19 protein-coding genes are annotated in these 25,743 nt (G+C 35.7%); 15 read left to right on the top strand and 4 right to left on the bottom strand.

What is annotated here, in order from left to right:
* Positions 1-11 precede the first annotated feature (11 nt).
* The 13 genes from ISU02_RS06460 to ISU02_RS06520 all read left to right on the top strand — a co-directional run bounded on the left by ISU02_RS06460 (position 12) and on the right by ISU02_RS06520 (position 18,471).
* Complete coding sequence (locus ISU02_RS06460) at positions 12-2,405, top strand: bifunctional diguanylate cyclase/phosphodiesterase (protein ID WP_194700990.1); 2,394 nt, start codon at positions 12-14, stop codon at positions 2,403-2,405.
* Between the two features lie 26 nt (positions 2,406-2,431).
* Positions 2,432-4,543: a sensor domain-containing diguanylate cyclase gene (locus tag ISU02_RS06465; protein WP_194700991.1), complete on the top strand. Its 2,112-nt coding sequence runs from the start codon at positions 2,432-2,434 to the stop codon at positions 4,541-4,543.
* 587 nt (positions 4,544-5,130) lie between these two features.
* Entirely contained in the window at positions 5,131-5,388 is a 258-nt protein-coding gene (locus ISU02_RS06470; RefSeq protein ID WP_194701095.1) for a TM1266 family iron-only hydrogenase system putative regulator, read from the top strand.
* 26 nt (positions 5,389-5,414) lie between these two features.
* Entirely contained in the window at positions 5,415-6,827 is a 1,413-nt protein-coding gene (hydG, locus tag ISU02_RS06475) for a [FeFe] hydrogenase H-cluster radical SAM maturase HydG (RefSeq protein WP_194700992.1), read from the top strand.
* 16 nt (positions 6,828-6,843) lie between these two features.
* Positions 6,844-8,040, top strand: coding sequence for a [FeFe] hydrogenase H-cluster maturation GTPase HydF (gene hydF, locus ISU02_RS06480; RefSeq protein WP_194700993.1), 1,197 nt, complete (start codon positions 6,844-6,846; stop codon positions 8,038-8,040).
* 222 nt (positions 8,041-8,262) lie between these two features.
* On the top strand, positions 8,263-9,336 hold the full coding sequence (locus tag ISU02_RS06485) for an ABC transporter ATP-binding protein (protein ID WP_194700994.1): 1,074 nt from the start codon (positions 8,263-8,265) through the stop codon (positions 9,334-9,336).
* Entirely contained in the window at positions 9,314-10,267 is a 954-nt protein-coding gene (locus ISU02_RS06490; RefSeq protein ID WP_323985016.1) for a carbohydrate ABC transporter permease, read from the top strand. The genes ISU02_RS06485 and ISU02_RS06490 overlap by 23 nt, the downstream gene beginning before the upstream one ends.
* An 8-nt stretch (positions 10,268-10,275) precedes the next feature.
* The gene (locus tag ISU02_RS06495; RefSeq protein WP_194700995.1) at positions 10,276-11,103 is read left to right on the top strand and encodes a carbohydrate ABC transporter permease; all 828 of its coding nucleotides are present in this window, start codon (positions 10,276-10,278) and stop codon (positions 11,101-11,103) included.
* A gap of 103 nt (positions 11,104-11,206) precedes the next feature.
* Positions 11,207-12,529, top strand: coding sequence for an ABC transporter substrate-binding protein (locus ISU02_RS06500; RefSeq protein ID WP_194700996.1), 1,323 nt, complete (start codon positions 11,207-11,209; stop codon positions 12,527-12,529).
* Between the two features lie 41 nt (positions 12,530-12,570).
* Positions 12,571-13,881 (top strand): alkaline phosphatase family protein, encoded by a 1,311-nt coding sequence (locus ISU02_RS06505; RefSeq protein WP_194700997.1) that lies wholly within the window; start codon positions 12,571-12,573, stop codon positions 13,879-13,881.
* A 200-nt stretch (positions 13,882-14,081) separates the two neighbouring features.
* Positions 14,082-17,114 (top strand): PAS domain S-box protein, encoded by a 3,033-nt coding sequence (locus ISU02_RS06510; RefSeq protein ID WP_194700998.1) that lies wholly within the window; start codon positions 14,082-14,084, stop codon positions 17,112-17,114.
* 5 nt (positions 17,115-17,119) lie between these two features.
* Positions 17,120-17,518, top strand: a complete 399-nt coding sequence (locus ISU02_RS06515; protein WP_194700999.1) for a response regulator — start codon at positions 17,120-17,122, stop codon at positions 17,516-17,518.
* 11 nt (positions 17,519-17,529) lie between these two features.
* On the top strand, positions 17,530-18,471 hold the full coding sequence (locus ISU02_RS06520) for a TIGR01212 family radical SAM protein (RefSeq protein ID WP_194701000.1): 942 nt from the start codon (positions 17,530-17,532) through the stop codon (positions 18,469-18,471).
* A gap of 131 nt (positions 18,472-18,602) precedes the next feature.
* Here ISU02_RS06520 and ISU02_RS06525 read toward each other — a convergent pair whose 3' ends face one another.
* Positions 18,603-19,727: a flagellar brake protein gene (locus ISU02_RS06525; RefSeq protein ID WP_194701001.1), complete on the bottom strand. Its 1,125-nt coding sequence runs from the start codon at positions 19,725-19,727 to the stop codon at positions 18,603-18,605.
* Between the two features lie 520 nt (positions 19,728-20,247).
* On the bottom strand, positions 20,248-20,871 hold the full coding sequence (locus ISU02_RS06530) for an NUDIX hydrolase (RefSeq protein ID WP_194701002.1): 624 nt from the start codon (positions 20,869-20,871) through the stop codon (positions 20,248-20,250).
* Between the two features lie 214 nt (positions 20,872-21,085).
* On the opposite strand from ISU02_RS06530, the gene ISU02_RS06535 reads away from it, so the two are divergent.
* Together ISU02_RS06535 and ISU02_RS06540 are read left to right on the top strand one after the other, a co-directional pair.
* Complete coding sequence (locus ISU02_RS06535) at positions 21,086-22,846, top strand: ABC transporter ATP-binding protein (RefSeq protein ID WP_194701003.1); 1,761 nt, start codon at positions 21,086-21,088, stop codon at positions 22,844-22,846.
* Between the two features lie 43 nt (positions 22,847-22,889).
* Positions 22,890-23,399, top strand: coding sequence for a DUF2179 domain-containing protein (locus ISU02_RS06540; RefSeq protein ID WP_194701004.1), 510 nt, complete (start codon positions 22,890-22,892; stop codon positions 23,397-23,399).
* Between the two features lie 201 nt (positions 23,400-23,600).
* On the opposite strand, the gene hflC is transcribed toward ISU02_RS06540, so the two are convergent.
* Entirely contained in the window at positions 23,601-24,641 is a 1,041-nt protein-coding gene (gene hflC, locus ISU02_RS06545) for a protease modulator HflC (RefSeq protein WP_194701005.1), read from the bottom strand.
* Position 24,642: 1 nt separating this feature from the next.
* On the bottom strand, positions 24,643-25,578 hold the full coding sequence (hflK, locus tag ISU02_RS06550) for an FtsH protease activity modulator HflK (protein ID WP_194701006.1): 936 nt from the start codon (positions 25,576-25,578) through the stop codon (positions 24,643-24,645).
* Positions 25,579-25,743: the final 165 nt, after the last annotated feature.

Raw genomic sequence — 25,743 nt, forward strand, 5'->3', positions numbered from 1 at the left:
AGGTGATCAAAATGAAAAAAATTTTCTTTAGGATGATAGTCATATTATTGCTTTTTGCTATTTTAGGTGTATCGCTTAATTTGTGGGGATTATCTACGTTTGTATCTGAAATTGAAGAGATCGTCTATAAACGAGATATGGCGTATATTGACCAAGTCTTCAATAGATTGGATATCATACTCACACTTGTCAGTGGCGAAATTCAGAAAAGTAATGTCATAGAAAGTGAGATTAACGAAAATTTCACAAAATATAAGTTAGAGGTCATTCAATCAGAAATAGATGCAGAAGGACTCTATTTATTTGGCAAAAATTTTAATCGAATTGAATCTACGGTGGATTTAAGTGTTGAAACGCCGTTTTTAGATATGGTCAAAAAAAATCGCGATCATTTCTCAAAGTCATCCAATGTCAATAATTTTGGCTATTATTTAAATCCTACAGATCATAAAATTAAAATCGTTTCACAGCAGTATTTTGAGTCATCAGAGGTATATATTCTTGAAGTACATGATTTGATTCAGACGTTACTTATTCATTATCCTGTGGCAGTTTATGAGTCGCTTTATCCATATCTCTTAAATGTAAGCAGTGAGTATATCGATCATGACACACAATTTACAGTGGATTTTATCGGACCGGATGAATTGATTAGGGCAAAAGATAAGATAGATCTCTCTAAATTAAAAGAGGGACATCTCATTAAGATAAAGGCTTCAGAATATATTTATGTATATCAATTGGTATCTTTAAATCAAAATAAGTGGTTGGCACGCCCCTTATTGCTCAAAACAATTCTTTATGAACGTTCTGGGCTTTCCAATCCATTAAAGCAGATGTTTAGATATGTAATCTATATAATTTTGGTATCCATATTTTCAGCGAGTTTAATCTACTATAAGTTTATCTACAAGGGATTAATTCGAAAAATTGCCATTTTAAATAAGCAAATTGAAAAAAGCGAATCCGATCAAAGCGACTTTTTTATTGATCAAACAGGCATTTCTGAAGTAGACGCCATTATAGCTGCATACAAAAAACTTAAAGTACACCTAAATGAGAGGGAACAATTTATAGCAGAGATGGCATACTTTGATACGATTACAGGGGCTGGCAACATTTATTTACTTGAAAGGGATCTGGATCTATTATTAGGTGCATCCGATAAAAATGAATATATCAGTTTAGTATTCATCTATTTAAAAAATGATAGAGAAATTGTAGAGCAGTTAACCAATGAAAATATACAAATGTTTTTAAGTACTTTTATGACACAAATAAGGACTGCATTTGGTTCTGATGCGGTCTACAGGACGGCTGATTATACCTTTGCAGCTTTATCGAATTTGAATTCAGAATATGGGATTATTGAGCAGGTTCAAAAACTTCAAGAATATATGAACGCTCGATTTCCAAACATTGATATCGAGCTCAGTATTATTATTGCCCGATATCCTGAACATGGTGAGAGTGGTGCAGAACTGATCAGTAATATTGAAATTGCCAGTCATAGCAATTTAGACAAAACCATCATTTTTTATTCTCAAAAATTGAAAGAGGTTTACCAAAAACAATTGCAACTGGAAAATGATTTGAAGAGAGCACTTAAAAATAATGAAATATATGTGGTCTATCAACCTGTGGTCAATCCGTTTACCTTTAGGATAGAAGGTGTTGAAGCACTGGTTAGATGGAAAAATAAAATGGGGCAGCTTATTTCACCTGAAATTTTTATACCAGTTGCAGAGAAACTTGGCATTATTGAAGATATTGATAAAATGGTCTTTGAAAAGAGTTGTCGAATGCTCTTATTGTGGGAAGAAATTTTTGAATCAGATTTTTTTGTATCCATTAATACTTCTCCGATTTGGTTTACAGCGCCTAATTTCATCAAATTTGTACATGATACCATTAGATCATTGGATGTTAATCCTTCAAAAATTTGCCTTGAGATTATTGAAACCTGTCTAATTGAAGATATTGATCAGGCGAATGGCATTATTTTAGATGCCAAAAATCTAGGTGTAAAGATTGCTTTAGATGACTTTGGAAAAGGTTATTCTTCACTGAATTATTTGAGAAATTTAAAGATAGACAAGCTAAAGATTGATAAAGACTTTTTACTCGAGATGGATTTTGAAAACAAGGAGTACAATTTGATGGATTCAATAGTAGATATGGCGCACCATATGAACTTTCAAGTCGTCGTAGAGGGGGTAGAAGAAATCCCTCAACTTGAATATCTAAAGACATTAAATGTCGAATTGATTCAGGGGTATCTGTTCAGCAAACCATTGGATAAAAAAGAAATTACGCAATTACTACTTGAGGGCGGTATTTGTAATCCACAAAATGAATCACAACAGGAAAGAGCTGGTCAAATAGACAAAAATATGTTACAATAGTATAACATTTAGGGGGATGAGTATTGATGACGACGTATAGTTCTATTGTGGCGATGTGTAATAGAATAAATGATGAGGCGGAAAACGGAGATCAAATCACTCATAGGGTCAAACTCAATTCTTTAAAGAGCCTTCTAAAAACACTGGATCAGATTTCAGATGATGCTTTAAAAGCGAGAACTTTGGCAAATTATGCCAGAGAATTGTTGTTTGTCGGAGAAGTTGCTTCAGCCCATGATGCTGCGCTAAAAGCTTTAGATCTTGCTCGAAATTTGGAAGATAAGGATTTAAACCTTAAAGCTATAAATACTCTGGGTAATGTTCATAATCAGGCTGGTAGATTTGCGTTAGCTCTTGATTACTATCATCAGGGTCTGCGACTTACTGAATACAAGGATCAAAAGGTCAATTACAAAAGCACTTTAATCAATAATATCGCTACCGTGTACAATTCAATGGGCATGAAAGAAAAAGCGATTAATTATTATTATGAAGCGTTTGAACTTGCAAGAAAAGAATTTAACATTAAGTCGCAGTACTTAGTTGCGTACAATATAGTAGATCTTCATCTAGAACAAAAGCAGTTGAATGAGGTCCCAACGTATTTAAACAAGATGGCAGTTTGCCTTAAATCTGTAAAATATCTTGAAGGCTTATATTTTATTGTTTTAAGTAAATATCTTAGCATTCAAGAGCAGTATAAAGATGCTGAAACAGAACTCAAAAAAGCAGAATTGTTGTTTGAAGCGGAGGAAGATCTGATTGGATTAAACGCTGTCATCTTTGAACGCGTTAAACAGCTTTATAGGACTGGAAGAGTAGAAGACGCTTTTGTGCTCTGTCAAAAAGTCGTCGAGAATTCTGAAAAGATAGATGATCATGAGATTTTAAGAAATGCACTCAAAATGTGCTGTTATTTGACTGAAAAACTTGAGTTAGTTGATATTGGATTCGAAAATTATCGTAAACTTATAAATTATGATGAGAAATTGATGCAGAATCTTTATGAGGCAAGCATCTTTCAGCTAACAGAAAAAACAGAAATTGAGTTAAATGAAAAAATAAAAGAGAACAATGAAAAACTCTTTGAAAACATGAGGTTCATACATGAGGTGTCAAAAGACATCTCAAAAGAACAAGATTATGATACTCTAATAGAGCTTATTATACAAAAACTTAAAAGTTTCGTGGCATGTGATGCCATCGTTATTGGATTATATGATAAGGAAAAGGCATTGATTACAAGGCGTACAATGTATCATGATGGAGAAATATCATCAACTTATGATATTAGTGTTTCCAATAAAAGCAGTCTTGCGGCGTGGACCATAAGAAATGAAAAAGAAGTCTATACTGGACGGAATACTCAACTCAAGTTATATGATTTTGAGTCCTTAAATGTGAATTTTTTAGAGATCACAGTGCCCTATGAGACGGTTTTTTATGTCCCCCTTGTAAATGACAACGAAGTAATTGGCGTTTTTTCTCTTCAAAAATATGAACCCAATGGGTTCGATTATTACGAACTTGAGATGATAAGGGTTTTTTCCTCTTATATTTCTATTGCAATAACAAATGCTCTTAAAAGTGAACAGATGAAAATTTTGAATAGAACACTTGAACATATTTCTAGAAGAGATGGACTAAGCGGATTACTCAATAGGAACGCACTAAATGAAGATGTAAAAAAAATATTGAACACCGTTAGGGCAGATGATTTAGAAATTGCAACAATTTTATGTGATATTGATTTTTTTAAAGAATATAATGATCAATACGGTCATTTGGAAGGTGATCACGCTATCAAATCGATTTCAGATGTGATTTTTAAAGAGGCATCGGTATTTACGCCATATGTCTATAGATTTGGAGGCGATGAGTTTCTTGTGATTATACCAAACGCAGACTATGAAAAGGTAAAAACCCTTGCAAATAAAATGCTAGTTGGGGTCAATGAGCTCAACATTCTTCACAAGGATGTCGGTGTTAATAAAAGAGTTTCAATTAGTATTGGTGTGGCCATTTTCGAACACTATGATGTGGATACAAGTGAGGATTTACTGCTTAAAAATGCAGATATTGCCTTGTATGGTTCAAAACGAGTGGGTAGAAATCAAGTACAAATCATCAAGTTTTAAATTGTGAATAAAAAACTTGACAGTTTTAAAAATGATTGATAAGATATTAACAAACATATTCAAAATTTATGAGTATTTAATTGAACTTGTGAATTTTGTCTAATAATTTTTACCGACCTAACAGAGCAGAGATTCTAATCTGAAAGGAAGTAATCAATCATGATTTATTTCATCTTTTTCACAAACACCGTTTGATTGGAAGAGTATGAAACCTTTCTGTTGTGATATGACCTTCTCTTTGAGAAGGTTTTTTTAGTAAAACAATAAAATTTGAGCCAAAAGATTTTCTCCGAGGCATCAATCGGGAAAATTGTCAGTGAAAATTGGTTTGAGGCATCGAGAGATGGTTCGAATGTTGTTAGAAATCACTAGTTTTCGTCCAGCCTAGAGGCAGGAATGTACAGCCTGCTCTGGGCGGTTAGACGAGAACGAGTCCGGAAAAACAAAACATGGTTTTGGCGGACAGTGATTCATACAATAAAATTTGAGCCAAAAGATTTTCTCCGAGGCATCAATCGGGAAAATCATTTTAAGGCATATTGGCATTAATTTGAGTAGGCTTAGTTCGTTATCGGGAGGTAGAAATGATTAAAAAAGTAGCTGTAATCAGCGCAATATTAGAAGATGCACAGGGCGTTCAAAGTAGATTTAATGAAATTGTATCCGAGTTTAAAGACATTGTCAGAGGTCGAACGGGCATCCCTTTCGATCAATATGGCATATCGGTCATTACGATTATAGTGATCGGTGAAATGGATGAGATCAATGGGCTCACAGGAAAACTTGGGAATCTTAAAAATGTTTCAGTTAAAACGTCTATTTCGAAAAAGTCTGTTGATGCATAATTTACATTGAAAATGGAGGCAAAATTATGAAATACAACGACCATAATTACACTGAAGCTAATTTCATCAACCACGAGTTGATCGGTCAAATTTTAGAAAATGCAAAAAATGTATCCAATGAAGAAATTCAAGAAGTTATCCGAAAAGCCGCAGATAAAAAGGGCTTGACCTATGAAGAAATTGCGATTTTATTACAAGCTGAATCCGAGGCACATGTGTCTCAGATCTACAAAATTGCTGAGAAGATCAAAAGTGAAATTTATGGAAATCGAGTTGTTATTTTTGCACCTCTATATGTAAGTGATTATTGTGTTAACAACTGTAAATATTGTGGTTATAAACGTGAAAATAAGTTTGCCCGAAGAAAACTTTCTGAGGAAGAAATCAGAGCAGAGGTTAGAATCCTTGAAAAGATGGGACATAAGCGCATTGCTTTAGAGGCGGGGGAAGATCCAGTCAATTGCAATATAGACTATATATTGGATGCAATGAAAACGATCTATAGCGAAGCAAGCGAAAAGAGCAATATCAGACGGATCAATGTGAATATTGCATCGACAACAGTTGAAAATTATAAAAAGTTGAAAGCGGCAGATATTGGCACCTATATACTGTTCCAAGAGACCTATCATAAACCCACTTATGAAGATATGCATCCAAAGTGTATCAAAGGTGATTACGAGTATCATCTAACTGCATTTGACCGTTCTATGCAAGGCGGTGTGGACGATGTGGGTGCAGGGGTATTATTTGGGCTTGCAGATTATAAATTTGAAGTATTGGCTCTTATGATGCATAACAAGCACCTTGAAGACAATTATGGCGTTGGATTCCATACGATCTCTGTGCCACGCATCAAAAAAGCTGAGGGCATGGAAATGACTGAATTCAATTCATTGATAGATGATGCGACTTTTAAAAAGATTGTTGCAATACTACGAATAGCAGTGCCCTTTACAGGCTTGATATTGTCCACAAGAGAGACTGAAGAAATCAGAAATGAATTGCTTCATCATGGCATATCCCAATTGAGTGCAGGTTCATGTACTGGTGTTGGCGGCTACAAGGAAGAAGAAGAAGGCAACCATGACATAAAACAGTTTGCAATTTCAGATGAACGATCGCCAATTGAGGTATTAAAGGGATTGATTAGAGATGGTTTTATTCCTAGTTATTGTACATCATGCTATAGAATGGGGCGTACTGGGGATCGATTTATGAAACTTGCAAAATCAGGAGAGATTCAACATGTGTGTCAACCTAATGCTCTAATGACATTAAAAGAGTATGTCCTTGATTTTGGGGACGCTGAATTAAGGGAAATGGCAGATCATTTTATTGCACAAGAAATTGAAAAAATCAAAAAGCCTGAGACCAAACAAGTGGTGATACAGGGCCTAAGAGATTTATCTGAGGGCAAAAGAGATATATTTTTATAGATGAGTGAGGATAGACATGAATAAAACACCTAATGCAAATCGATTTCACATTGGCATTTATGGCAACAGGAACGCAGGCAAATCATCCCTTTTTAATGCGATTATAGGTCAAGATATTGCAGTTGTATCTGAAGTGGAAGGCACAACAACGGATCCTGTTTTTAAGGCAATGGAACTTATCCCATTTGGACCGGTGGTCTTCATAGATACTGCTGGACTTGACGATGAAGGTTTGCTCGGTAATTTAAGGGTAGAAAAGACCAAAAAAATGCTGAGTCGGACAGATTATGCCATCTATCTGGTGGATGGCACTGCGCCTGATGTTCAGGAATACAGGGACATGACAGATACTTTTAAAAAATACAGAATACCGTTTATGTGCGTTGTCAATAAATCGGATTTAATGGATGAGGTTCAGCGGCAAGTGATTCGTTCGAATTTTGGAGAGGTTACATTTGTATCCACTAAAGTGTTGTCGGACATTCATGACCTCAATCAAAAATTGATGGGTCAATTGAAAATACTTGAAGAAGAACCTGTCATAGTAGGCGATCTCTTGCCTTATGGCAGTACGGTTGTAATGGTCGTTCCAATTGATTCTGAAGCGCCAAAGGGCAGAATTATTTTGCCGCAGGTTCAACTGATTCGAGATTGTCTAGATCATGGGATAAAGAGCTTTGTAGTCAGAGATACAGAACTTGAAGAGGCTTTAAAAGAACTTCCTAAAGTAGATTTGGTTGTGACAGATTCACAGGCTTTTGCTGAAGTGAGTAAAATAGTGCCTAAACACATTAAGTTGACGAGCTTCTCAATCCTTTTTGCGCGTCAAAAGGGCGACATAAAGCGTTTGATTGAAGGCGTAAACGCTTTTAAGGCATTAAGGGCAAATGCTAAAATTTTAATTTCTGAGAGCTGTACACACAATTATTCTCATGAAGACATAGGACGTGTTAAAATTCCTAAGTTGATTCGAAATAAAATATCAAACCAAGTGGATATTAGTTTTGCCATGGGTCAAGATTTTCCAGAAAATCCAAATGAATTTGATATGATTATTCACTGTGGCGCGTGTATGATGAATCGAAAGAGCATGCAAACAAGAATTGATTTGTGTGAAACTCAAAACGTGTATATTACGAATTATGGGCTGGCACTGGCTTATTTCAGTGGCATATTGGAGCGAAGCATTGAAATTTTAAATTTAGAGATATAGATAGCGTATAATCGTAAAGGATTATCATAAAGTAAAGTATAATCAGAAGATAAAAGGCATATTCCAGAAGTTGAAAGACTTTTGGGAAGTGCCTTTTATTTTTATGTAAAGATTATGTAAGAACCATGCTTTTTACATCAAATTAAAGTGATATTAACATAATTGAATTAGACTGATCCCAAGAGAGTAAACTTCATTTATAAAGTCAGAAAGGAGAACAAAATGTACAAAATTGAGCTCGTAGGTATTGATAAAGCGTACGAGAAAGATCTACAAGTCATAGACAATCTCAATTTAAAAATTGAAGAAGGCAGTTTTACAATTTTAGTTGGACCGTCAGGATGTGGTAAATCAACAACCCTTCGAATGATTGCTGGCTTAGAGCAAGAATCAGACGGTGAAATATTCATAAGTGGCAAGTCGATGCACAATATTGAGCCAGGTGATCGAGATATTGCAATGGTTTTCCAAAATTATGCACTTTATCCTACGATGACTGTAAGGGACAACATAGAATTTGGTCTTAAAAACAACAAGATCCCCAAAGTAGAGCGAAACCAGAGAATTCAAGAAATATGTGATATCTTAGGCATTTCAGAGTATCTTGCGCGTAAGCCACAGTCCTTATCTGGAGGGCAAAGACAAAGAGTTGCATTGGCAAGGGCAATGGTGAAAAAGCCTTCCGTCTTTTTAATGGATGAACCTTTATCCAATCTGGATGCTAAACTTAGAAACCAAATTAGGACTGAACTGATTGAGCTGCATCGAAAACTAAAGACGACTTTTGTCTATGTAACTCATGATCAAGTGGAAGCGCTTTCCATGGGCACACACATTGTATTGCTCAATAAGGGGAAGATTATGCAACAAGGTCCTCCACTTGAAATCTATAACGATCCTCAGAATATTTTTACAGCACAATTTATTGGCAGTCCTCCAATGAACATTCTTCATGCCAAAGATTTCTCCTATTTAGATGGCTTTGATGAGCGGGTAGAGTATGTTGGCTTTAGACCAGAACATGGTCAAATTAGCAAGATTCGGTCGGTAAATCCTTCTCAAGAAGGACTTGAGCTAGCAGGTCAAATAAATACTTATGAAATATTGGGGTCAGAAATTCTCTATAAGATTGAAACAAAATATGGTTCGATCAATTTAAAGACATTCGATATGAGAGAAGTCTATGAAGGTCGAGTGAGTATTCTTATTTCAAACGATAAACTTTGCTATTTTGATCGTGATGAAAATAGAATTTATGAAAAGGCGGTACCACGTGATCAAAAAATATGCAGTTAGTAATCATTCTCAAGTTGGGGCGCATTTTGATGATAAAGCGTCCATAAGTTTTAATATGGACCTTCTCAAACATATTGGGAAAGTGGTCTTTCCATATGGACTGATAGCACCTTCCATGATGATCTTTTTGATTTTTATGATCTATCCAATACTGTATATGATCTATCTGAGTTTTCAAAAATGGAATATGCTTAGCGATAAAGTATTTATCGGTGTTCAAAATTATGACAAGTTATTTGTGGATCCGGACTTCTATCAAGTGATGATCACCACCGTAAAATTTATGGTTGGAACTGTGAGTGTGTCTGTTGTTCTCGCTTTATTGCTTGCATTATACTTAAATCAAAATACAGCGATAAATCGTTTTTTGCAGGGCGTCATTTTTGCGCCTTATATCGTATCACTTGTTTCAATTGCCTTTATCTTCATGTGGATGATGGACAGTGACTTAGGCCTACTCAACTATATTTTAAATCTTTTGCATTTGCCCACAGTGAGATGGCTAGAAGATCCTAAAGTTGCCATCTACGCACTTGTACTTGTTAATATCTGGAAAGGCGTGGGCTATTATACCATTATTTTTATTTCGGCCTTTCAAAGTATACCGCCTTACTTATATGAAGCGGCTAAATTGGATAAATCCAATAGGTATAGAACTTTTTTTAAGATTACATTGCCCATGATTTCACCAACATTATTCTTCATTACTTTAACTGGTATTATAGGTGGTTTAAAAGTATTTGAAACTATAAATATCATGACAATGGGGTCGAACAATACCAATACACTTGTATATAGTCTATATCAATATGGATTTTCATTTCATAAAATTGGATATGCTTCTGCAATTGGCGTCGTCTTGATGGTTATTATTGGCACGGTCACCTTCTTTTATTTCAATACGCTGAGCAAGCGCGTCCATTATAGATAGGGGGTTATATGATATTTTCAAATCCAATAAAAATGATCCTAAAATGGTTTATAAATCTTATTATTTTTGTGATCTTTTTTATTCCATTTTATTGGATGCTTTTAACAAGCGTTAAATCACTTGGCGAAACGTTGCAATTTCCACCCACTTTTTTCGTTTGGAATCCTCATTTTGAAAATTTTAAGAATGCATTTGAAGCGATTCCCTTTCTACAATTTACTTTTAACAGCATCGTGGTTGCCTTTGGTACAATGATTTTTCAGTTTATAACAATAGTGCCTGCTGCTTATGCTTACGCGCGTTATGATTTTAAGCTTAAGAATCTTTTTTTCGGACTTACACTTTCCACAATGATGATTCCATCACAATTGATCTTTTTGCCCATATTTTTACTCTTTAGCAAATGGGGCATGATCAATACTTACTGGGCACTTATTTTACCTTTTGCTTCAAGTGCATTTGGCATTTTTATGTTGAGACAGACTTTTAAGCAAGTTCCAGAAGAGTTGATAGAGGCAGCCAGATTGGATAAAAGCAGCGAACTTAAAATTATATTTAAAATTATGCTTCCAATTGCAAAACCCACTGTATTCACCTTGGGCTTGCTGACTTTTATTGAAACATGGAATAATTATTTTTGGCCTCTGGTAATGACGACGAATGATACGGTCCGCACCTTGCCTTTGGGTATCGCCTCTCTGAGAATGGTAGAAAGCGGTATCAATTATCATCTGGTTATGGCAGGCAATGTCATCTTGATTTTGCCAATACTCTTTGCCTATTTTTTTGCTCAGCGCCATATTATCGATGCCTTTACTTATATGGGGGAAAAATAGTATTTAGAATCAGAAAGTTCGCATTGGATTAAAGCAATAACAATTAATAATAATGACAAAAACGAATCATTAAGGGAAACCAAACATTGAAAAGGAGAAGATTATGAACTCAAAAGTAAAAAGATCCATGAAGGCATTGCTCATTGTGGCAATTTTAGCCTTGAGTATTACGGGATGTGCAAATGCAAGCAGTTTAACGGCAAATGCAAATTCAAGCGAGCCAGCAAAAGCAAGTGGAACGCCGACAGAAATCACATTTTGGTATGCATGGACAGACAAAATTCAACAGAACAACATTGATCTTACAGAAGAATTTAACAACACGGTTGGGAAGGAAAAGGATATTCATGTAACTGCAGAATATCAAGGGACTTATGACGATGTACATCAAAAGCTTCAAGCGGCTTACATTGCTGGAAATGCACCAAATGTTGAAGTTATGGAAATCGCATCTATGAAAACTTTTGCGATGAATGATGTCATCTTGCCATTGGATTCATATGTGAAGCAGTCTAATGTGGATTTAAAGGATTTTCAAGAGGGACTCATGAAAAATTCTTACTATAATGATGCCTGCTATGGTTTGCCTTATCTCAGAAGTACACCGATTTTGTACATGAATACAACTCTATTAGAGGCAGCTGGGCTCGATCCAAAAGGGCCGTCCACATGGGCAGAACTTGCAGAGTATGTGAATACAGTTCATGAGAAAACAGGCAAATATGGTATTTCAGTAAACAGTTATATTTGGACCTTTGAAGCATTTATGTTGGAGCACGGTTCTAGTGTCTTGGATGCATCTGAGACCAGTACAAATATGAATTCAAATGAGGCTAAAGAGATCATTCAATTCTTTAAAGAACTTGGCGATAAAAAAAGTGCTCACTTAATCTCATCAGGTGAGAGTGATAAAGTGAAAACAGATATTATGAATCAGGATACGGCACTTTGGTTTAGTTCAACAGGTGATTTAACCAATGTGCTCCAAATTGCAAAAGACAATGGCTTTAAAGTTCAAACCGCATTTATTCCAAAGGCAAAATCTTATGGCGTTCCTACAGGAGGCTGTAACCTAGTGATTACAAATAGCGGGACGGATGCTGAAAAACAAGCTGCATGGGAGTTTGTCAATTGGATGACTTCTAAAGAGCAGACCATTAAAGCAAGTCAAAATACAGGTTACTTACCTTCACGTGTGAGTGCAAAGGATTCAGATGCTATGAATGCGCTCTATAAAGAGATTCCTCAATATAAAGTGGCCCTTGACCAACTGAGCTACAGTACGGGTCGTCCTATGAATCCAGGGTATGCAGAAGCGAGCAAGGATATTGTAGATGCACTGGATGCAATTTGGATTAATAATGCGGACGTGGATTCAACATTAGGTGCGCTGGAAAAATCGATCAATACAATATTGAACGAATAAATATCGTTGAGAGAAGTTAGACAAGAATTGAGGGACATAGCATGAGACATAAATTGATTGTAATTTCTTTAGATGCTCTACAGACAACAGATTTGGATTATTTAAAGCAAAAAGATAATTTTTCAAAAATTCTCTCAGAGGGTGCATTGGTTAAGAACGTTAGAGAAATTTATCCGACGCTCACATATCCAATACACACCTCAATCATAACGGGCATGCATCCCAACCGTCATGGTATTCCACATAATCAATTGCCTACAATAGAACCAGAAAATCCAGATTGGAGCATTATGGGTTCTGATTGGTACTGGTACAGCGATTACGTGAAAGTGCCCTCTTTAATGGATTTTGCAAATGAAGAGGGGCTAACCACGGCGAGTGTTATGTGGCCAGTTATGGCAGGCAAGAAACCCACTCATAATTTAGCTGAAATTTGGCCCAATAGGCATGAACCCGTAGTAGAAACTTTTAAGCGTGCGTGCACAGAGTCCGTTATGGATCTGTATTATGAACAATATATTGAATCCATCGATTGGTCTAATAAAAAAGAGATTGATATGGATGGTTATTCTGTTCCCATTGCAGCGGATATGATTCGACGTTTTGATCCAGATCTGATGTTGATTCATTCCGTCTGTTTAGACCATGAAAGACATGTCAGCGGCGTTGAAGGTGAAAGAATTCATCGATGTCTCGATCGTGTTGATGAGATCGTTGGTCATTTAATGGATGCATCTAAAGCGACTGGAAGTTTTGAGAAGACGAACTTTATATTATTGGGAGATCACGGTCAACTGGCCGTCAGAAATCATTTTGCTCTAAACGTTATTTTTGTAGAGATGGGTTTGATAAGGTTAGATGAAAATGGAAAAGTTATAGATTATGATGCATACAGTTTTTCAGGTGGGTTCTCAACACATATCATGTTAAAGAACCCGGAAGATGAAGTACTAAAAGAAAGCGTATATAGGGCGCTTTTAGCAATCGAACGCAAATATGATGCATATATAAGCCGAATTTTCAATAAAGAAGAAGTTAATTCTGAAGAGGGACTTTCAGGAGAGTTTACTTTTGTCATTGAAGGTGCAGAGGGTGTTATGTTTAATAATGAGTTGAGAGGCGAGATTATTAAAGCAATTGTACCCACAAAATCAGAAGGGTACAAAGGCATGCATGGTCATCATCCTTCGAAAGGGCATAAGCCGCCTTTTATTGCATTTGGTCCAGATGTGCTTTCAGGTGTTGTCATTGAAACGGGAGATTTGTTGGATATTTGTCCAACCTTATCTCAACTGATGGGTTTTTCCATGACTGGATTAAGTGGCAAGGCATTTCCAATTATTAAGTCCTAGGCATAGTTTTTTAGACAGGATTTAAATATACAGTGGGAAGATCTTATTGAAGTGAATCACTTAGCATTTTATGATAATCTGGGTAATACCTGAGCAGATTATAGAGTGCTGAGTGATTTTTTAATTTCACATTAAATTGTTGAATCGTTGAAATCTATGTTTAGATTTCCAGTGAGTGGTTAAAAATAAGATAGTAGAATATGTTTGAAAAAGTGGGTGATAACATGGATCATATTGATCGTTTAGATTTGATAAAAATATTAGAGGTTGCCGGCGAAGGCATTCTCATTGCAGATGACTTGAAATCCGTTACATTTGTAAATCATAAAGCCTGCGAAATATTGGAGCGGGATAAAAAAGAGATAATAGGTGAACCTATAGATCAAGTCTTTAAAATTATCAACCGAATAAATCATAAACCTGTTTTTCTACCTTTAACCAAATTTACCAAAGAACATCAATCTATTGGCTTGCAAAAGAATACCTTATTAAAGCTGGAAGAGGATTCCTATAAGTACATATCTGCAAGTATTTCGGCTTCATATGATGAGGCGAGCACAATTACAGGATACGCTATTATTTTTAGGGATATAGATCGCATTTTTAAAGCTGAAGAAAAACTGTTGAAGTTCTCAAGTCTAGTGGAACAGAGCAATAACTCCATGATTATAACGGATATCAATTGGGCGATTGAATACTGTAACCCTTATTTTTTGAACAAGTATTTTGAGAAGGAAGACATCCTTACGGGTAAAAATGCATTGGATTTACTGATTTCTAGAAGAGAGTCCGATTTTGAAGAAATGGTTAATTTTTATATAGATTACCGATCAAAGTGGAATACAGAGATTATGTTGAAGAACAGTGCAGGCGAAATTTTTTGGGAAAGTTTGCAAATGCAGGCGGTTAGGGATGAGCAGGGCAATACGACGAATTATGTTATTATGCTCAGCGACATCACCACAAAAAAGGAAACGGAGAAGCATTTAGAGTATGAGAAAGCCAAGTTGGAAGCTATCTTTGAAAATACAACTGTGGGGCTTGCAATTGTCGATGATAAATTCAAGATTATTAAATTAAACCAAGAGATTGTTAAAATATTTGATTTGCCGTTAAAGGAGCTCATTAACAAAAACTTTGTGCCATTTTTTTTATGTACATACAATATGGATTCCGATAATCCAGTGTGCTTAAATTGCGAAGATTGTCTTATAGAGAGAACTCTCAGAAGGGTTTTAGAAAAAAAAATGATCGTAAGAGGCATGGAACTCATATACAAGAGTCCAAATAAAATGAGGAACGAGAATCGTTGCTTGAGATTGAATGCCTCTCCAGCAATTGTGGATAATAATTTGCATATTATTATTGCATTACAGGATATTACAGACTATAAAAAAATGTCAAAAGATTTGGTGGAGAGTGAACGCAATTTGCGACTATTGACAGATAGTATGCTAGACACCATTATACAGATAGACGTCAATAACCAGATCACTTACGTTTCGCCCTCGGTTAAATTATTGACGGGATATGATATTGATGAGGTGCTCCATCAAGACTTTAGGCAGTTTGTTTACGATGAAGATCTTCAGAGTGAAACCGCCGAAAATGGCATCAACTTAGATTTTGTCAACAGAGCGAAAATAGAATTTAGATTAAAAACAAAAGATGGCAAGTTAAAATGGCTCCAAACGGTGGGCAATGTGATCAATTTCAACGATCAAATTGCATATGTGTTCGTTTTAAGGGATTCCACAGAGCAAGTTAAATATCGAGAAGAGCTTAAAACTTCCAAACTCCTTGCTGATGAAGCCAATAGAGCCAAGAGCATGTTCTTAGCAAATATGAGTCACGAAATTAGGACGCCAATGAATGGTATAATTGGTATGACGGAATTGACGTTGATGAGTACTCTGGATAAACAGCAGAGGAGCAATTTAGAAATGGTAAAAGAAAGTGCCATTTCACTACTTAAAATCATCAATGGCGTCCTTGACTTTTCTAAAATTGAAGCAGGAAAATTGGTGGTTGAAGAGCGTATATTTAATCTGAAAAAATTTGTACAACAACTTGTTCAACCTCTTAAAATTCAAGCAATTGAAAAAAATCTTGAGTTCATATTGGAAATAAGTTATGACATCCCCGAATATGTCATTGGCGATGAACATAAATTGGGGCAGATTTTAAATAATCTAATCTACAATGCCATCAAATTTACTGAAAGTGGATTTGTAAAGCTTAAAGTTTTTTATGTGGAGAAGAGTGAACAATTAATTGAGGTCAGCTTTGAGATCATTGATAGTGGCATCGGTATTTCCAAAGAAAATCAAGGGAAAATATTTGAGAGCTTCAATCAAGCTGATTCAAGTGCAACGCGGAAATATGGCGGGACAGGATTGGGGCTTACGATTTCTAAGAGTATGGCAGATCTCATGAAGGGCAAGTTGTCAGTTGCTTCAAAAATAAACGAAGGTTCAGTTTTTAGATTGGTACTGCCTTACATGTTGACAGAAGAAGTTGTAAAAGATTCTCAAAAGAAAGAACTAGTGGTTCCAGCTGTCAATAAAAAACTCAAAATTCTTGTGGGAGAGGATGACAGGATCAATCAAATCGTGATTGAAAAGTTGTTAAATCTTCAAGGTCACCGTGTTGAAATGGCAGAAGATGGTGTTGAATGCGTAAAAAAATATGAAAGCAATACCTATGATTTAGTCATTATGGATATTCAGATGCCCAATATGAACGGCATTGATGCCACTAAAAAAATTAGAGAGCTACAAAGTCTTCAAAAAAAATCAATCCCTATTATTGCTTTGACTGCATATGCTTTAAAAGAAGATCGGCAAAAAATGATTCAAGAGGGATTTGATGATTATCTTGCTAAACCCATTGATATAAAGCTATTCTATGAAATAATTATGAAGCATGGTAAACTAGATGTAGAATCTGAGACATCGGCACATGATATTCTTGATAGAATAAAAAGCACTGAAGACAGCAGTGCAGAAATTGAACTCATCCAATTAAAGAAAATGCTCAATGAAGTTATTTATAGTATTAATAAAGGGGAACTGATAGATGCGGAAACTCAACTTGCGTCGCTTAAAAAAACAGTGAGTCACAATAAAGTATTAAAAAGATTGATGTTAAAAATGGAGTTGGCCTTGAGGCGAGAAGAAATTGAAGCTTTTGAAAAATACTATCTAAAATTATTAGAAGAGATGGAAGGGTGAACATTATGAGAATTTTGATTGCAGAAGATGATTATGTAAGTCGTACTTTTTTGTATAAGTTTTTATCTAATTATGGCGAATGCGATGTCACTGTGGATGGGATAGAAGCGTTAGAAGTCTTTATCATGTCGCTTGATGAAGGTCAACATTATGACTTGATTTGCCTGGATATTATGATGCCCGAGGTTGATGGTGTCAATGTTTTAAAGACCATAAGAGTACTTGAAGATGAGCGGAAAATTCCTGCGGATAAAAAAAGTAAGGTTATTATGACCACGGCGCTTAATGCAACTGAAAAGGTAAAGAATGCATTTGAAATAGGTGCTGAAGGGTATGCTGTAAAGCCAATTGATATTGACAAATTTGTGGAAGTACTGAGAAAACTTGAACTCATTGAACAATAAAAGGAGCAAGATTGAAAAAAGCATATTATACGTTAAACGATTATTTTAAGGACAAGTTTCATACCAAAATAGTAAAGTTATCTTTGGATGGTGGATTCACGTGTCCTAATAGAGATGGTACATTGGATACGAGAGGATGTCTGTTTTGTTCGGAATTGGGTTCTGGAGAATTTGCTGGAGATACTGAAAATGTTTTCAAAAGGACGCATTCTTCTATAGAGGCTCAGATTTCTGCTCAAAAGACGCTTCTTAAGTCTAAATGGGAAGCTCCAAAATACATGAGTTATTTTCAAAATTATTCGAACACTTATAAGCCAGTTGACGAATTGAAATGGCTTTATGAGACAGCGACCAGAGATGAATCCATTTTAGGACTTGCAGTGGCAACAAGGCCTGATTGTATATCGGATGAAGTGATCGACCTCTTCGAAAGCTATAATGAGAAAGGCATTTTTTGGGTAGAACTTGGACTTCAAAGCATACATGAAAAAACTGTAGAGTGTATTCGAAGACATTATAGCATGGCACTTTTTGAGTCTGTTTATCAAAAGCTCCTTGAGAAGCATATTGATGTTGTCCTTCACATTATTTTAGGTTTACCCGGTGAGGATAGGGCTCAAATGCTTGATACGGTTGCCTATGTTTCTGCATTAAAACCATTTGGTGTCAAATTTCATATGTTAAATGTTTTAAAGGGGAGTGATCTAGAAACGCTTTACCGTGAAACAGGGTTTCATGTATTGACTCAAGAAGAGTATGTGGAGCTGGTCTGTGATGCTCTTGAAATACTGGACTCAGAAATCGTGGTGCACAGAGTTACTGGGGATGGACCTAAAGAACTTTTGATCGCGCCGCAGTGGATCAAAAATAAGAGAGCTGTGCTCAATGATATAGATAAAGTACTTAGATGCCGGGGAACCTATCAAGGCATTTATAGTAGCAATAAGGGATGAATCCTAAAATAGAAGGTGAGCAAAAAAGAGATGTGCTGATTTTCAATGAGCACATCTCTTTTTTAGCGTTATATTTTCAACACGATATTCATAACATTATATCTTTAACTGTACATTTTCAAATAGAAAAATTAATAGACCTTATTACTGGTAAATATAGGGACTGTGATAAACAGATAAAGAAGTACAAAGATGAGTACAACGGTTAAGGTTAGGGTCACAAGTAACAATCTGTTAAAATGGTCCTTTTTGGTTTTAATTTTAGTGGCATTGAGAATAAGCCCGTACATAGCAATGAATAAATTGAGAATACTAGAGAAAAGAGATAATAGGTAGTAGGCTGAATTCCAAGCTTGTGCTCTAAAATAATCAAAAAATCGGTCTAATCCGTATACGGGTTTTGGTTGAGCGTAGAGCAAAAAGACAATGGACAAAAAGAGCACAAATAATGAGATGAGCGAAAAAAGTTGAATGCGTCGCGTGACGGCATCTTCAACTGGAACATCGTCATATTGAGAATTAAAATATTGATCCATTAAGGCTCTTTGGTCTGAGTCGCTGCCTTCAGTATAAATAATTTCGGCTTGCTTAGCGTAGAGGTATTGAATCAAATACTTGTTCTGTGAGGAGGTCATTTCTAAAAATTGGATCCGTTGCATATAGCGACGTATCTCGGTTTGCGGCATGCAGTCCACCACACGACATTTTATAGTGAAAATCTTTTTGGCATAGAGTTCAGGATCAATCTCATGTTGTTCTTTGGTATTGGCATTAAACTGGATCTCAAACATGTCACCCTTAGACATTTGCATCGTTGTGAGGCCGCGCATACCCGTTGAACTGATATCTTTCGTCACGATTTGCTGGGTTTTATCCTTATAAGTGAAAGTATACGTGTTAAAGATATTAACTCTAAAAGCTTGTCGTCTTTGGACTTTTTGTGGTGATCCAGTTGATCTGAGTGTTAAAGTATATAGATTTCCCTTATGCTCCCTTGAAACAATACTACATTTGATATCAAAGGCCTCTCTTTTTTGATCATTCTGTGTTGTAAATGTGACGGTTATTATTTCATTTTCACGGAAACTGTATAAACGACCGTGATGCATGGGTGCAACGATCTTAAAAAAGCCATTTTCATAACCTGTTTCAATGACTGTTTTTAGCCTTAACAAAGCAGGTTTGTGGTCTTCGTCTTCTATAGTGACAGCAACTTCAATAGAACGAGATGGCAGTAAAAAATTTTTTAATTCCATATTGGCCTCCTCTTTTTTTCATTATATCACAGTCGGTGAGTGTATCAAAAGTCAAAAGTTGAGTAGGCTTGCAGCTCGATATGTTGCTCACGAAAGGTGCACATACGACAAAAACTAGAAGGATTATATAAAGCGGCTCATAGTACGTCAACTTTGGCAGAGCTGGGAGGTAAATTGAGAAAAAATGTTTGAAATACGATACAATTGGGTAACATAATAATAAGAAAACCATATGGTTTTTAATAGATTGGGACTCGGGACGTAATAGTAGATAGTGATCTATAGGCAGTAACAAAGTGTAACAAAAGCAACAAAATTAAGTATCTCTTTTTTAACTCTAATACTAATCAGTTAGGAGGAATGCTTATATTTAACGGACAGAACTTAAAAATTGAATATTGCAAAATCGAACGTGCCGAAACCAGTTAATGAGCTTTCACAGATAGATGTGAGAGCTCATTTTATGCGAGATGGTCTAAAGTGTTGCTGTGAGCCAGTCAATTGCTGGCTTAAAATTTTGTTAGAATTCGATGTCGTTGATCATATCAATAAAATTTTTTGTCATCCGAGCAGTTAGTCCCCAGATGATGTAGTGATCATAATAATAGAAAACAATGGGATATACTGTATTTCTAAAATTATAATCCTTGCCATTGGGAATATTGGAAAAAGGGAAGTCAGCAGGCAATTCCATTTTAGTTTTGACATGGTATATTTTAGGTGGCAACGTTCTCAATACCGATAGTGGTACTGTGAAGATTGAATCCACTTCAGATTTGGAGAATTGAATGGACTCAAAGGACCGTGAAATTTTGCCTATATAGCAGTGAATAATCATATCAAAACTTGTGAGAATCGAATCGAGTCGCCCAATAAGGGTGACTTCACTATCCTCTAAATTCAGTTCTTCACAGGTTTCTCTAAGAGCAGTTTCGCATGATTTTTCAAGAGACTCAATTTTACCACCGGGAAAACAAATTTCTCCAGGCTGACTATTAAGGTGAAGTGCACGTCTTTCATACAGAATATGAATTTCTCCATTGCGTTCAATTAAGGGAATGAGTATAGAGGCAGTACGGTTGACACCAGATGTATTGGGCGTCGTATTTTCAAGCTTTGAGATAATGTCTAGATATTGTTTCATAAAATTAGGAACCTCACTAAAGTTTCATATTTAGAATTGTCATCATATTGTAATGTAAAATATAAATCAATCATTTATAATAGAATTCGTGGTGAATAATATTTCGTAATACGGAATATTATTTGAAATTAGTGATTTGAGATGCTATGAGCTCTTTTAAATCATGTTTAATTTCTTTCTCTACTATACCACATTTTCGAAAGGGGTTGAAAGTATGATTCGCAATTTTGTTAAGTATTATAAACCGCATAGGTTCCTCTTCACAATGGATTTGGTCATAGCATTTTTTATGACAATAGTCGATCTTGTTTTTCCAATGTTTTCAAGAGCGGTTGTCAACGATTTTATACCGAATAGAGATATGAAAAGCATTATTATCTTCTCTAGTATCGTGATCTTTTTATATATATTGAAAATTGGAGGAGATTATTTTGTAGGTTACTACGGTCATATTGTGGGTTCTAGAATTGAATTTGATATGAGGCGTGATCTCTTTAAGCACCTTCAAACACTAGAGTTTGCCTTTTTTGACAATAACAAAACGGGGCAACTCATGAATAGGCTCACTGGGGATTTAAATGAAGTGACTGAACTGGCACACCATGGACCTGAAGATTTATTTATTTCTTTAGTTATGCTCGTGGGAAGTTTTGCGATTTTGGTTCAAATCCATTTTGGTCTTACAATGATTGTTTTTTCTTTTGTGCTTATGACAGTTCTGTTCTCAATTCGAATGCGAAAATCTATGATGAAGACGTTTAGAAGCGTAAGACAAAAAACAGCGGACATCAATGCTCAATTGGAAAGTAGTCTTTCAGGAATAAGACTTTCCAAATCTTTTGCCAATGAAGCTTTTGAAATTGAGAAATTTCATAAGACCAATTATGCACATTTAAATTCAAGACAGGATGCTTTTAAGGCCATTGGAGCTTATACTGCTGGGAATCAATTCTTTTTAAATATGATGAGTTTGTCTTCGATGGTTGTAGGTGGCATATTTGTATTTAACGGATTGATCAACTATGGGGACTTGGTGGCATTTTTGCTCTATATCGCCTTTTTTACGAAACCCATAAGAGCGTTGATTCAATTGACGCAGCAATTTCAATCTGGGATGGCAGGATTTGAACGGTTTACTGAGATTATGAGTATATCACCAGAAATAATGGATATGGAGGATGCTCAGCCGCTTGAGCATGTAAAGGGAAAAATAAATTTAGAAGATGTGAGTTTTAAATATGAGGACAATAGTGACTATGTTATAAGTCATTTCAATTTGGAGATTGAGGTTGGAAAGACAATTGCGTTAGTGGGACCATCTGGCGTAGGTAAAACGACTATTTCTATGCTCATACCACGTTTTTACGATGTGACAGAAGGCCGTATTTTAATCGATGATCATGATATCAGATCGGTTACGTTGAAATCTTTGAGAGAGAACATAGGTGTTGTTCAACAAGATGTGTTTATGTTTTATGGGACCATTAAGGACAATATTTCGTATGGTAGGCCAGATGCAACTTTTGAAGAGATTACTGAAGCGGCAATTCAAGCTAATATTCATGAGTTTATTATGAGCTTAGATGAAGATTATGACACAATGGTTGGTGAAAGAGGCGTCAAGCTTTCTGGGGGCCAAAAACAAAGGATTGCCATAGCGCGTGTATTTCTAAAAAACCCACCAATTTTGGTCTTAGATGAAGCGACATCAGCACTTGACAATGAAAATGAGCTTGCTATACAAAAATCTATTGAAATTCTGGCGAAAGGGAGAACTACTATTATCATAGCGCACCGATTATCCACCATTAAAAATGCGGATGAAATATTGGTAATGGCAGAAACAGGTATTGCAGAAAGGGGTAGTCACGATGACCTCATACAGATGGATGGATTGTATGCAAGACTCTATAAAGCTCAATTTAAAGGTTATATGCCAGATGAGATTTCAAATACTTTTACAAATGCAAAATAAGTTGATAAAATAATTTTAGGCAGATAGAATAAGGAGTGAAAATATGATTTATATAGCCATTATACTGGCCAAAATTGTAGAGGTTTCCATGCAAACGGTTAGAATTGTTTTAATAACCAAAGGAGAACGTACGATTGGTGCAATTATTGGATTTTTTGAGGTTTCGCTTTGGTTAGTACTCGTCAGCACAGTACTTACTAATATCATGGAGAATCCATTAAAAATTGTGGCATATGCATTTGGATTTGCTGTGGGGAACTATGTTGGGAGCATTGTTGAAGAGAAAATTGGCATTGGCTCTGCGGAAATTCAGGCAATTGTAAAAGCTGAACATGGTTTAATACTGGCAACGGCCTTGCGTGATCAAGGATTTGCAGTGACGGTGATGCAGGGCGAGGGGAAAAATCATGCTCGCAATATACTGCTTTTATATGTGCCACGTAAAAAAGTGAGGAAATGTGTGGACTTGATTAAGGCGACTCAAGAAAACTCTGTGATCACAGTGTCAGATAAAAAACCGATTTATGGTGGATTCGGGATGATTAGAAAATAGAATAGCCACACTGGGAGCAATAGAGGCGCATTGTTTAATCTGGAAGGTTCAGTGCACTCATGGATATTCCAATGTGATAGAAACCATATGTAATTTAGGAAAATACAATGTGGTTTTTCATAAGTGAGTTGTAAAAAAAAGCTATTGCAAATCTATGGAAATAGATTGCAATAGCTTTTTTAGTTTAATTCTGAGCTCAAATCAATTGTTTTTAAAAAACTTGAGATATTCATTATCGCTGTTGAGATAAATCACTGAATTTTCATCAATGGTTTTTTCATAAGAGATCAGCGTTCTCCAATACTCATAAAATGATGGATCTTTACTAAAGCCTTGTGCATAAACTTCCAGAGCAGTTGCATCAGCTTCGCCGCGAATTTTTTCAGCTTCTTCTATGGCAGAAGCTTTGATTTCAGCAACTTTACGATCTGTATCAGCCACAGTGTTTTGATAGAGTTCTAAACCTTCTGATCTGATTTGCTGTGCAATTGCCTCACGTTCAGCAATCATCTTTTTGTAAGTGGACTCAATGTTAGAAGCTGGTAAAATCGTCCTGTAGACATCCATATCTTTAATCACAATACCTTGGTTTGCCAATTTTTCGTTGAGGTCTTCCACGGCAACGGCGAGAACACTGTTCAAAGATTCTTTGTCTGTTAGAAATTCTAGGCTTGTAAGGCTGTTAACTTTTTCGATAACAACAGCATAAGCCACTTCATCAATTTTTGTATTAGCACCGTTCACGGTACCAAGAGCAGATCTAAAAAGACCCGGATGGGTAATTTCCCATTGCGCATACATATTGATTTGATATTTAATTTTATCTTTTGTGTTAATTTGTGCAGAATTAGAAATGTAGGTTAATAACTTACTGGTATCTTTTTCCACAGTTGTGATGAAAGGCACTTTAAAATGAAGTCCTTTTTGATGCACTATTTTAACGTTTTTAAATCGTGAATCCAGATCATTTTGAAGTTGAGCATCTGTGTTGCCAGCATCTACGACAATTGTCTTAATATCTCCAAATTCTCTTACAGTTGCGAGTTCATTTTCTCTAACAATGTAGAAACAATTTGAGAGCAAGATCAGGGCAAGGATAAAAACAATTATAAAACCTACAAAACGCATATTCTTTTTGATTTGCTTTTTCATATCTTGACTGTTTTGTTGAAATTTTTGTTCGAATTTTTTGCGATCGTTATTCATGGATTCTTGCTTTGGTTCGCCTTGATGGATATCCATATTAGTTGCCTCCTTTCGTTTCAAGAGGTAAGAATTTTAGAACATTGTCATTATTGAGATCCACAATGTATTTTTCTTTAACATTGCTCAAGATTTTTTCCATGGTTTCAATATAAAGGCGTTTTTTAGTGATTTCTTGAGAAACTCTATATTTCTCATAGACTTGACTAAAGTTTTCTACATCACCTTTGGCTTGTGCTACTTTCTCAGCTTTGTAAGCTTCTGCTTCTTGAATGAGTTGGTATGCATCTGCTCTTGCCTTAGGTAATTTTTCATTTGAATACTTTTCAGCTTGACTCTTATTTGAATCTTTTTCATTGCTTGCTATATTCACATCGTCATAAGCAGGCTGAACATCTTCAGGCAATAAAACATCTGTGAGTTTCACAGCTGAAATAGAGATGCCTAAACCGTAGTTGTTAAGTTTACGTGTCATATCAGGTAAAATTTCACTTGAGATGCTGTCCTTGCTGATTAAGGCATTGTCGAGATCTTGATTTTGTACATTACGTCTTAACGCACTTTCAAATGCCAAACGAATGGTACCTTCTTGATCGTCTACATTGTAATAGTAAGCAGCAGGATCTGTAATTCGGTATTGAATAATTGCCCCAATATTAACTAAATAGGATCCTTTTGTGAGCACGATGGCTTCACTTTCAACATCTTGGTAAGTTGCGGGTGCAGAAGTCGTAGGACCACTCACTGGCAAGTAACCATACTGTAAACTGATTACTTCATTCGTGTTGTAAGTGTGAATCGTATCAATAAATGGAATTTTAAAATGTAATCCGGCCTCTGATTCAACCTTTGCGAGTTTACCTAACCGTTCAACAACTGCTTCCTCAGCATTGTCTAGTAAATAATAGCTATTAAGTAAAGTTAACACAACGATTAATAGAATTGGGATTAAAAAGATGAATTTTGTTGATTTCATGTTTTCCCTCCTTCATAATGGCTTACTGAATATTCAAACTGTTCACTTAGAACTATAAAATCTGCGTAAAAGTTGAATTAATAATGCCTTTACAATAATGATACCCTGTGTGTTGGTAAAATACAACTTAACTTTTCATTAAAAGCGCTGGGGTGTTCGTATATA

This window comes from Fusibacter ferrireducens, assembly GCF_015352425.1.
Classification (GTDB): Bacteria; Bacillota; Clostridia; order Peptostreptococcales; family Acidaminobacteraceae; genus Fusibacter_A; species Fusibacter_A ferrireducens.

Bases quoted from the DNA above. Each gene is read 5' to 3' on its own strand.
- ISU02_RS06485 (WP_194700994.1), top strand. From the start codon at position 8,263: ATGTACAAAATTGAGCTCGTAGGTATTGATAAAGCGTACGAGAAAGAT.
- ISU02_RS06535 (WP_194701003.1), top strand. From the start codon at position 21,086: ATGATTCGCAATTTTGTTAAGTATTATAAACCGCATAGGTTCCTCTTC.
- ISU02_RS06525 (WP_194701001.1), bottom strand. From the start codon at position 19,727: ATGGAATTAAAAAATTTTTTACTGCCATCTCGTTCTATTGAAGTTGCT.
- ISU02_RS06500 (WP_194700996.1), top strand. From the start codon at position 11,207: ATGAACTCAAAAGTAAAAAGATCCATGAAGGCATTGCTCATTGTGGCA.
- ISU02_RS06495 (WP_194700995.1), top strand. From the start codon at position 10,276: ATGATATTTTCAAATCCAATAAAAATGATCCTAAAATGGTTTATAAAT.
- ISU02_RS06505 (WP_194700997.1), top strand. From the start codon at position 12,571: ATGAGACATAAATTGATTGTAATTTCTTTAGATGCTCTACAGACAACA.
- ISU02_RS06460 (WP_194700990.1), top strand. From the start codon at position 12: ATGAAAAAAATTTTCTTTAGGATGATAGTCATATTATTGCTTTTTGCT.
- hflC (WP_194701005.1), bottom strand. From the start codon at position 24,641: ATGGATATCCATCAAGGCGAACCAAAGCAAGAATCCATGAATAACGAT.
- ISU02_RS06515 (WP_194700999.1), top strand. From the start codon at position 17,120: ATGAGAATTTTGATTGCAGAAGATGATTATGTAAGTCGTACTTTTTTG.
- ISU02_RS06540 (WP_194701004.1), top strand. From the start codon at position 22,890: ATGATTTATATAGCCATTATACTGGCCAAAATTGTAGAGGTTTCCATG.
- hflK (WP_194701006.1), bottom strand. From the start codon at position 25,578: ATGAAATCAACAAAATTCATCTTTTTAATCCCAATTCTATTAATCGTT.
- hydF (WP_194700993.1), top strand. From the start codon at position 6,844: ATGAATAAAACACCTAATGCAAATCGATTTCACATTGGCATTTATGGC.
- ISU02_RS06465 (WP_194700991.1), top strand. From the start codon at position 2,432: ATGACGACGTATAGTTCTATTGTGGCGATGTGTAATAGAATAAATGAT.
- ISU02_RS06510 (WP_194700998.1), top strand. From the start codon at position 14,082: ATGTTTGAAAAAGTGGGTGATAACATGGATCATATTGATCGTTTAGAT.
- hydG (WP_194700992.1), top strand. From the start codon at position 5,415: ATGAAATACAACGACCATAATTACACTGAAGCTAATTTCATCAACCAC.
- ISU02_RS06530 (WP_194701002.1), bottom strand. From the start codon at position 20,871: ATGAAACAATATCTAGACATTATCTCAAAGCTTGAAAATACGACGCCC.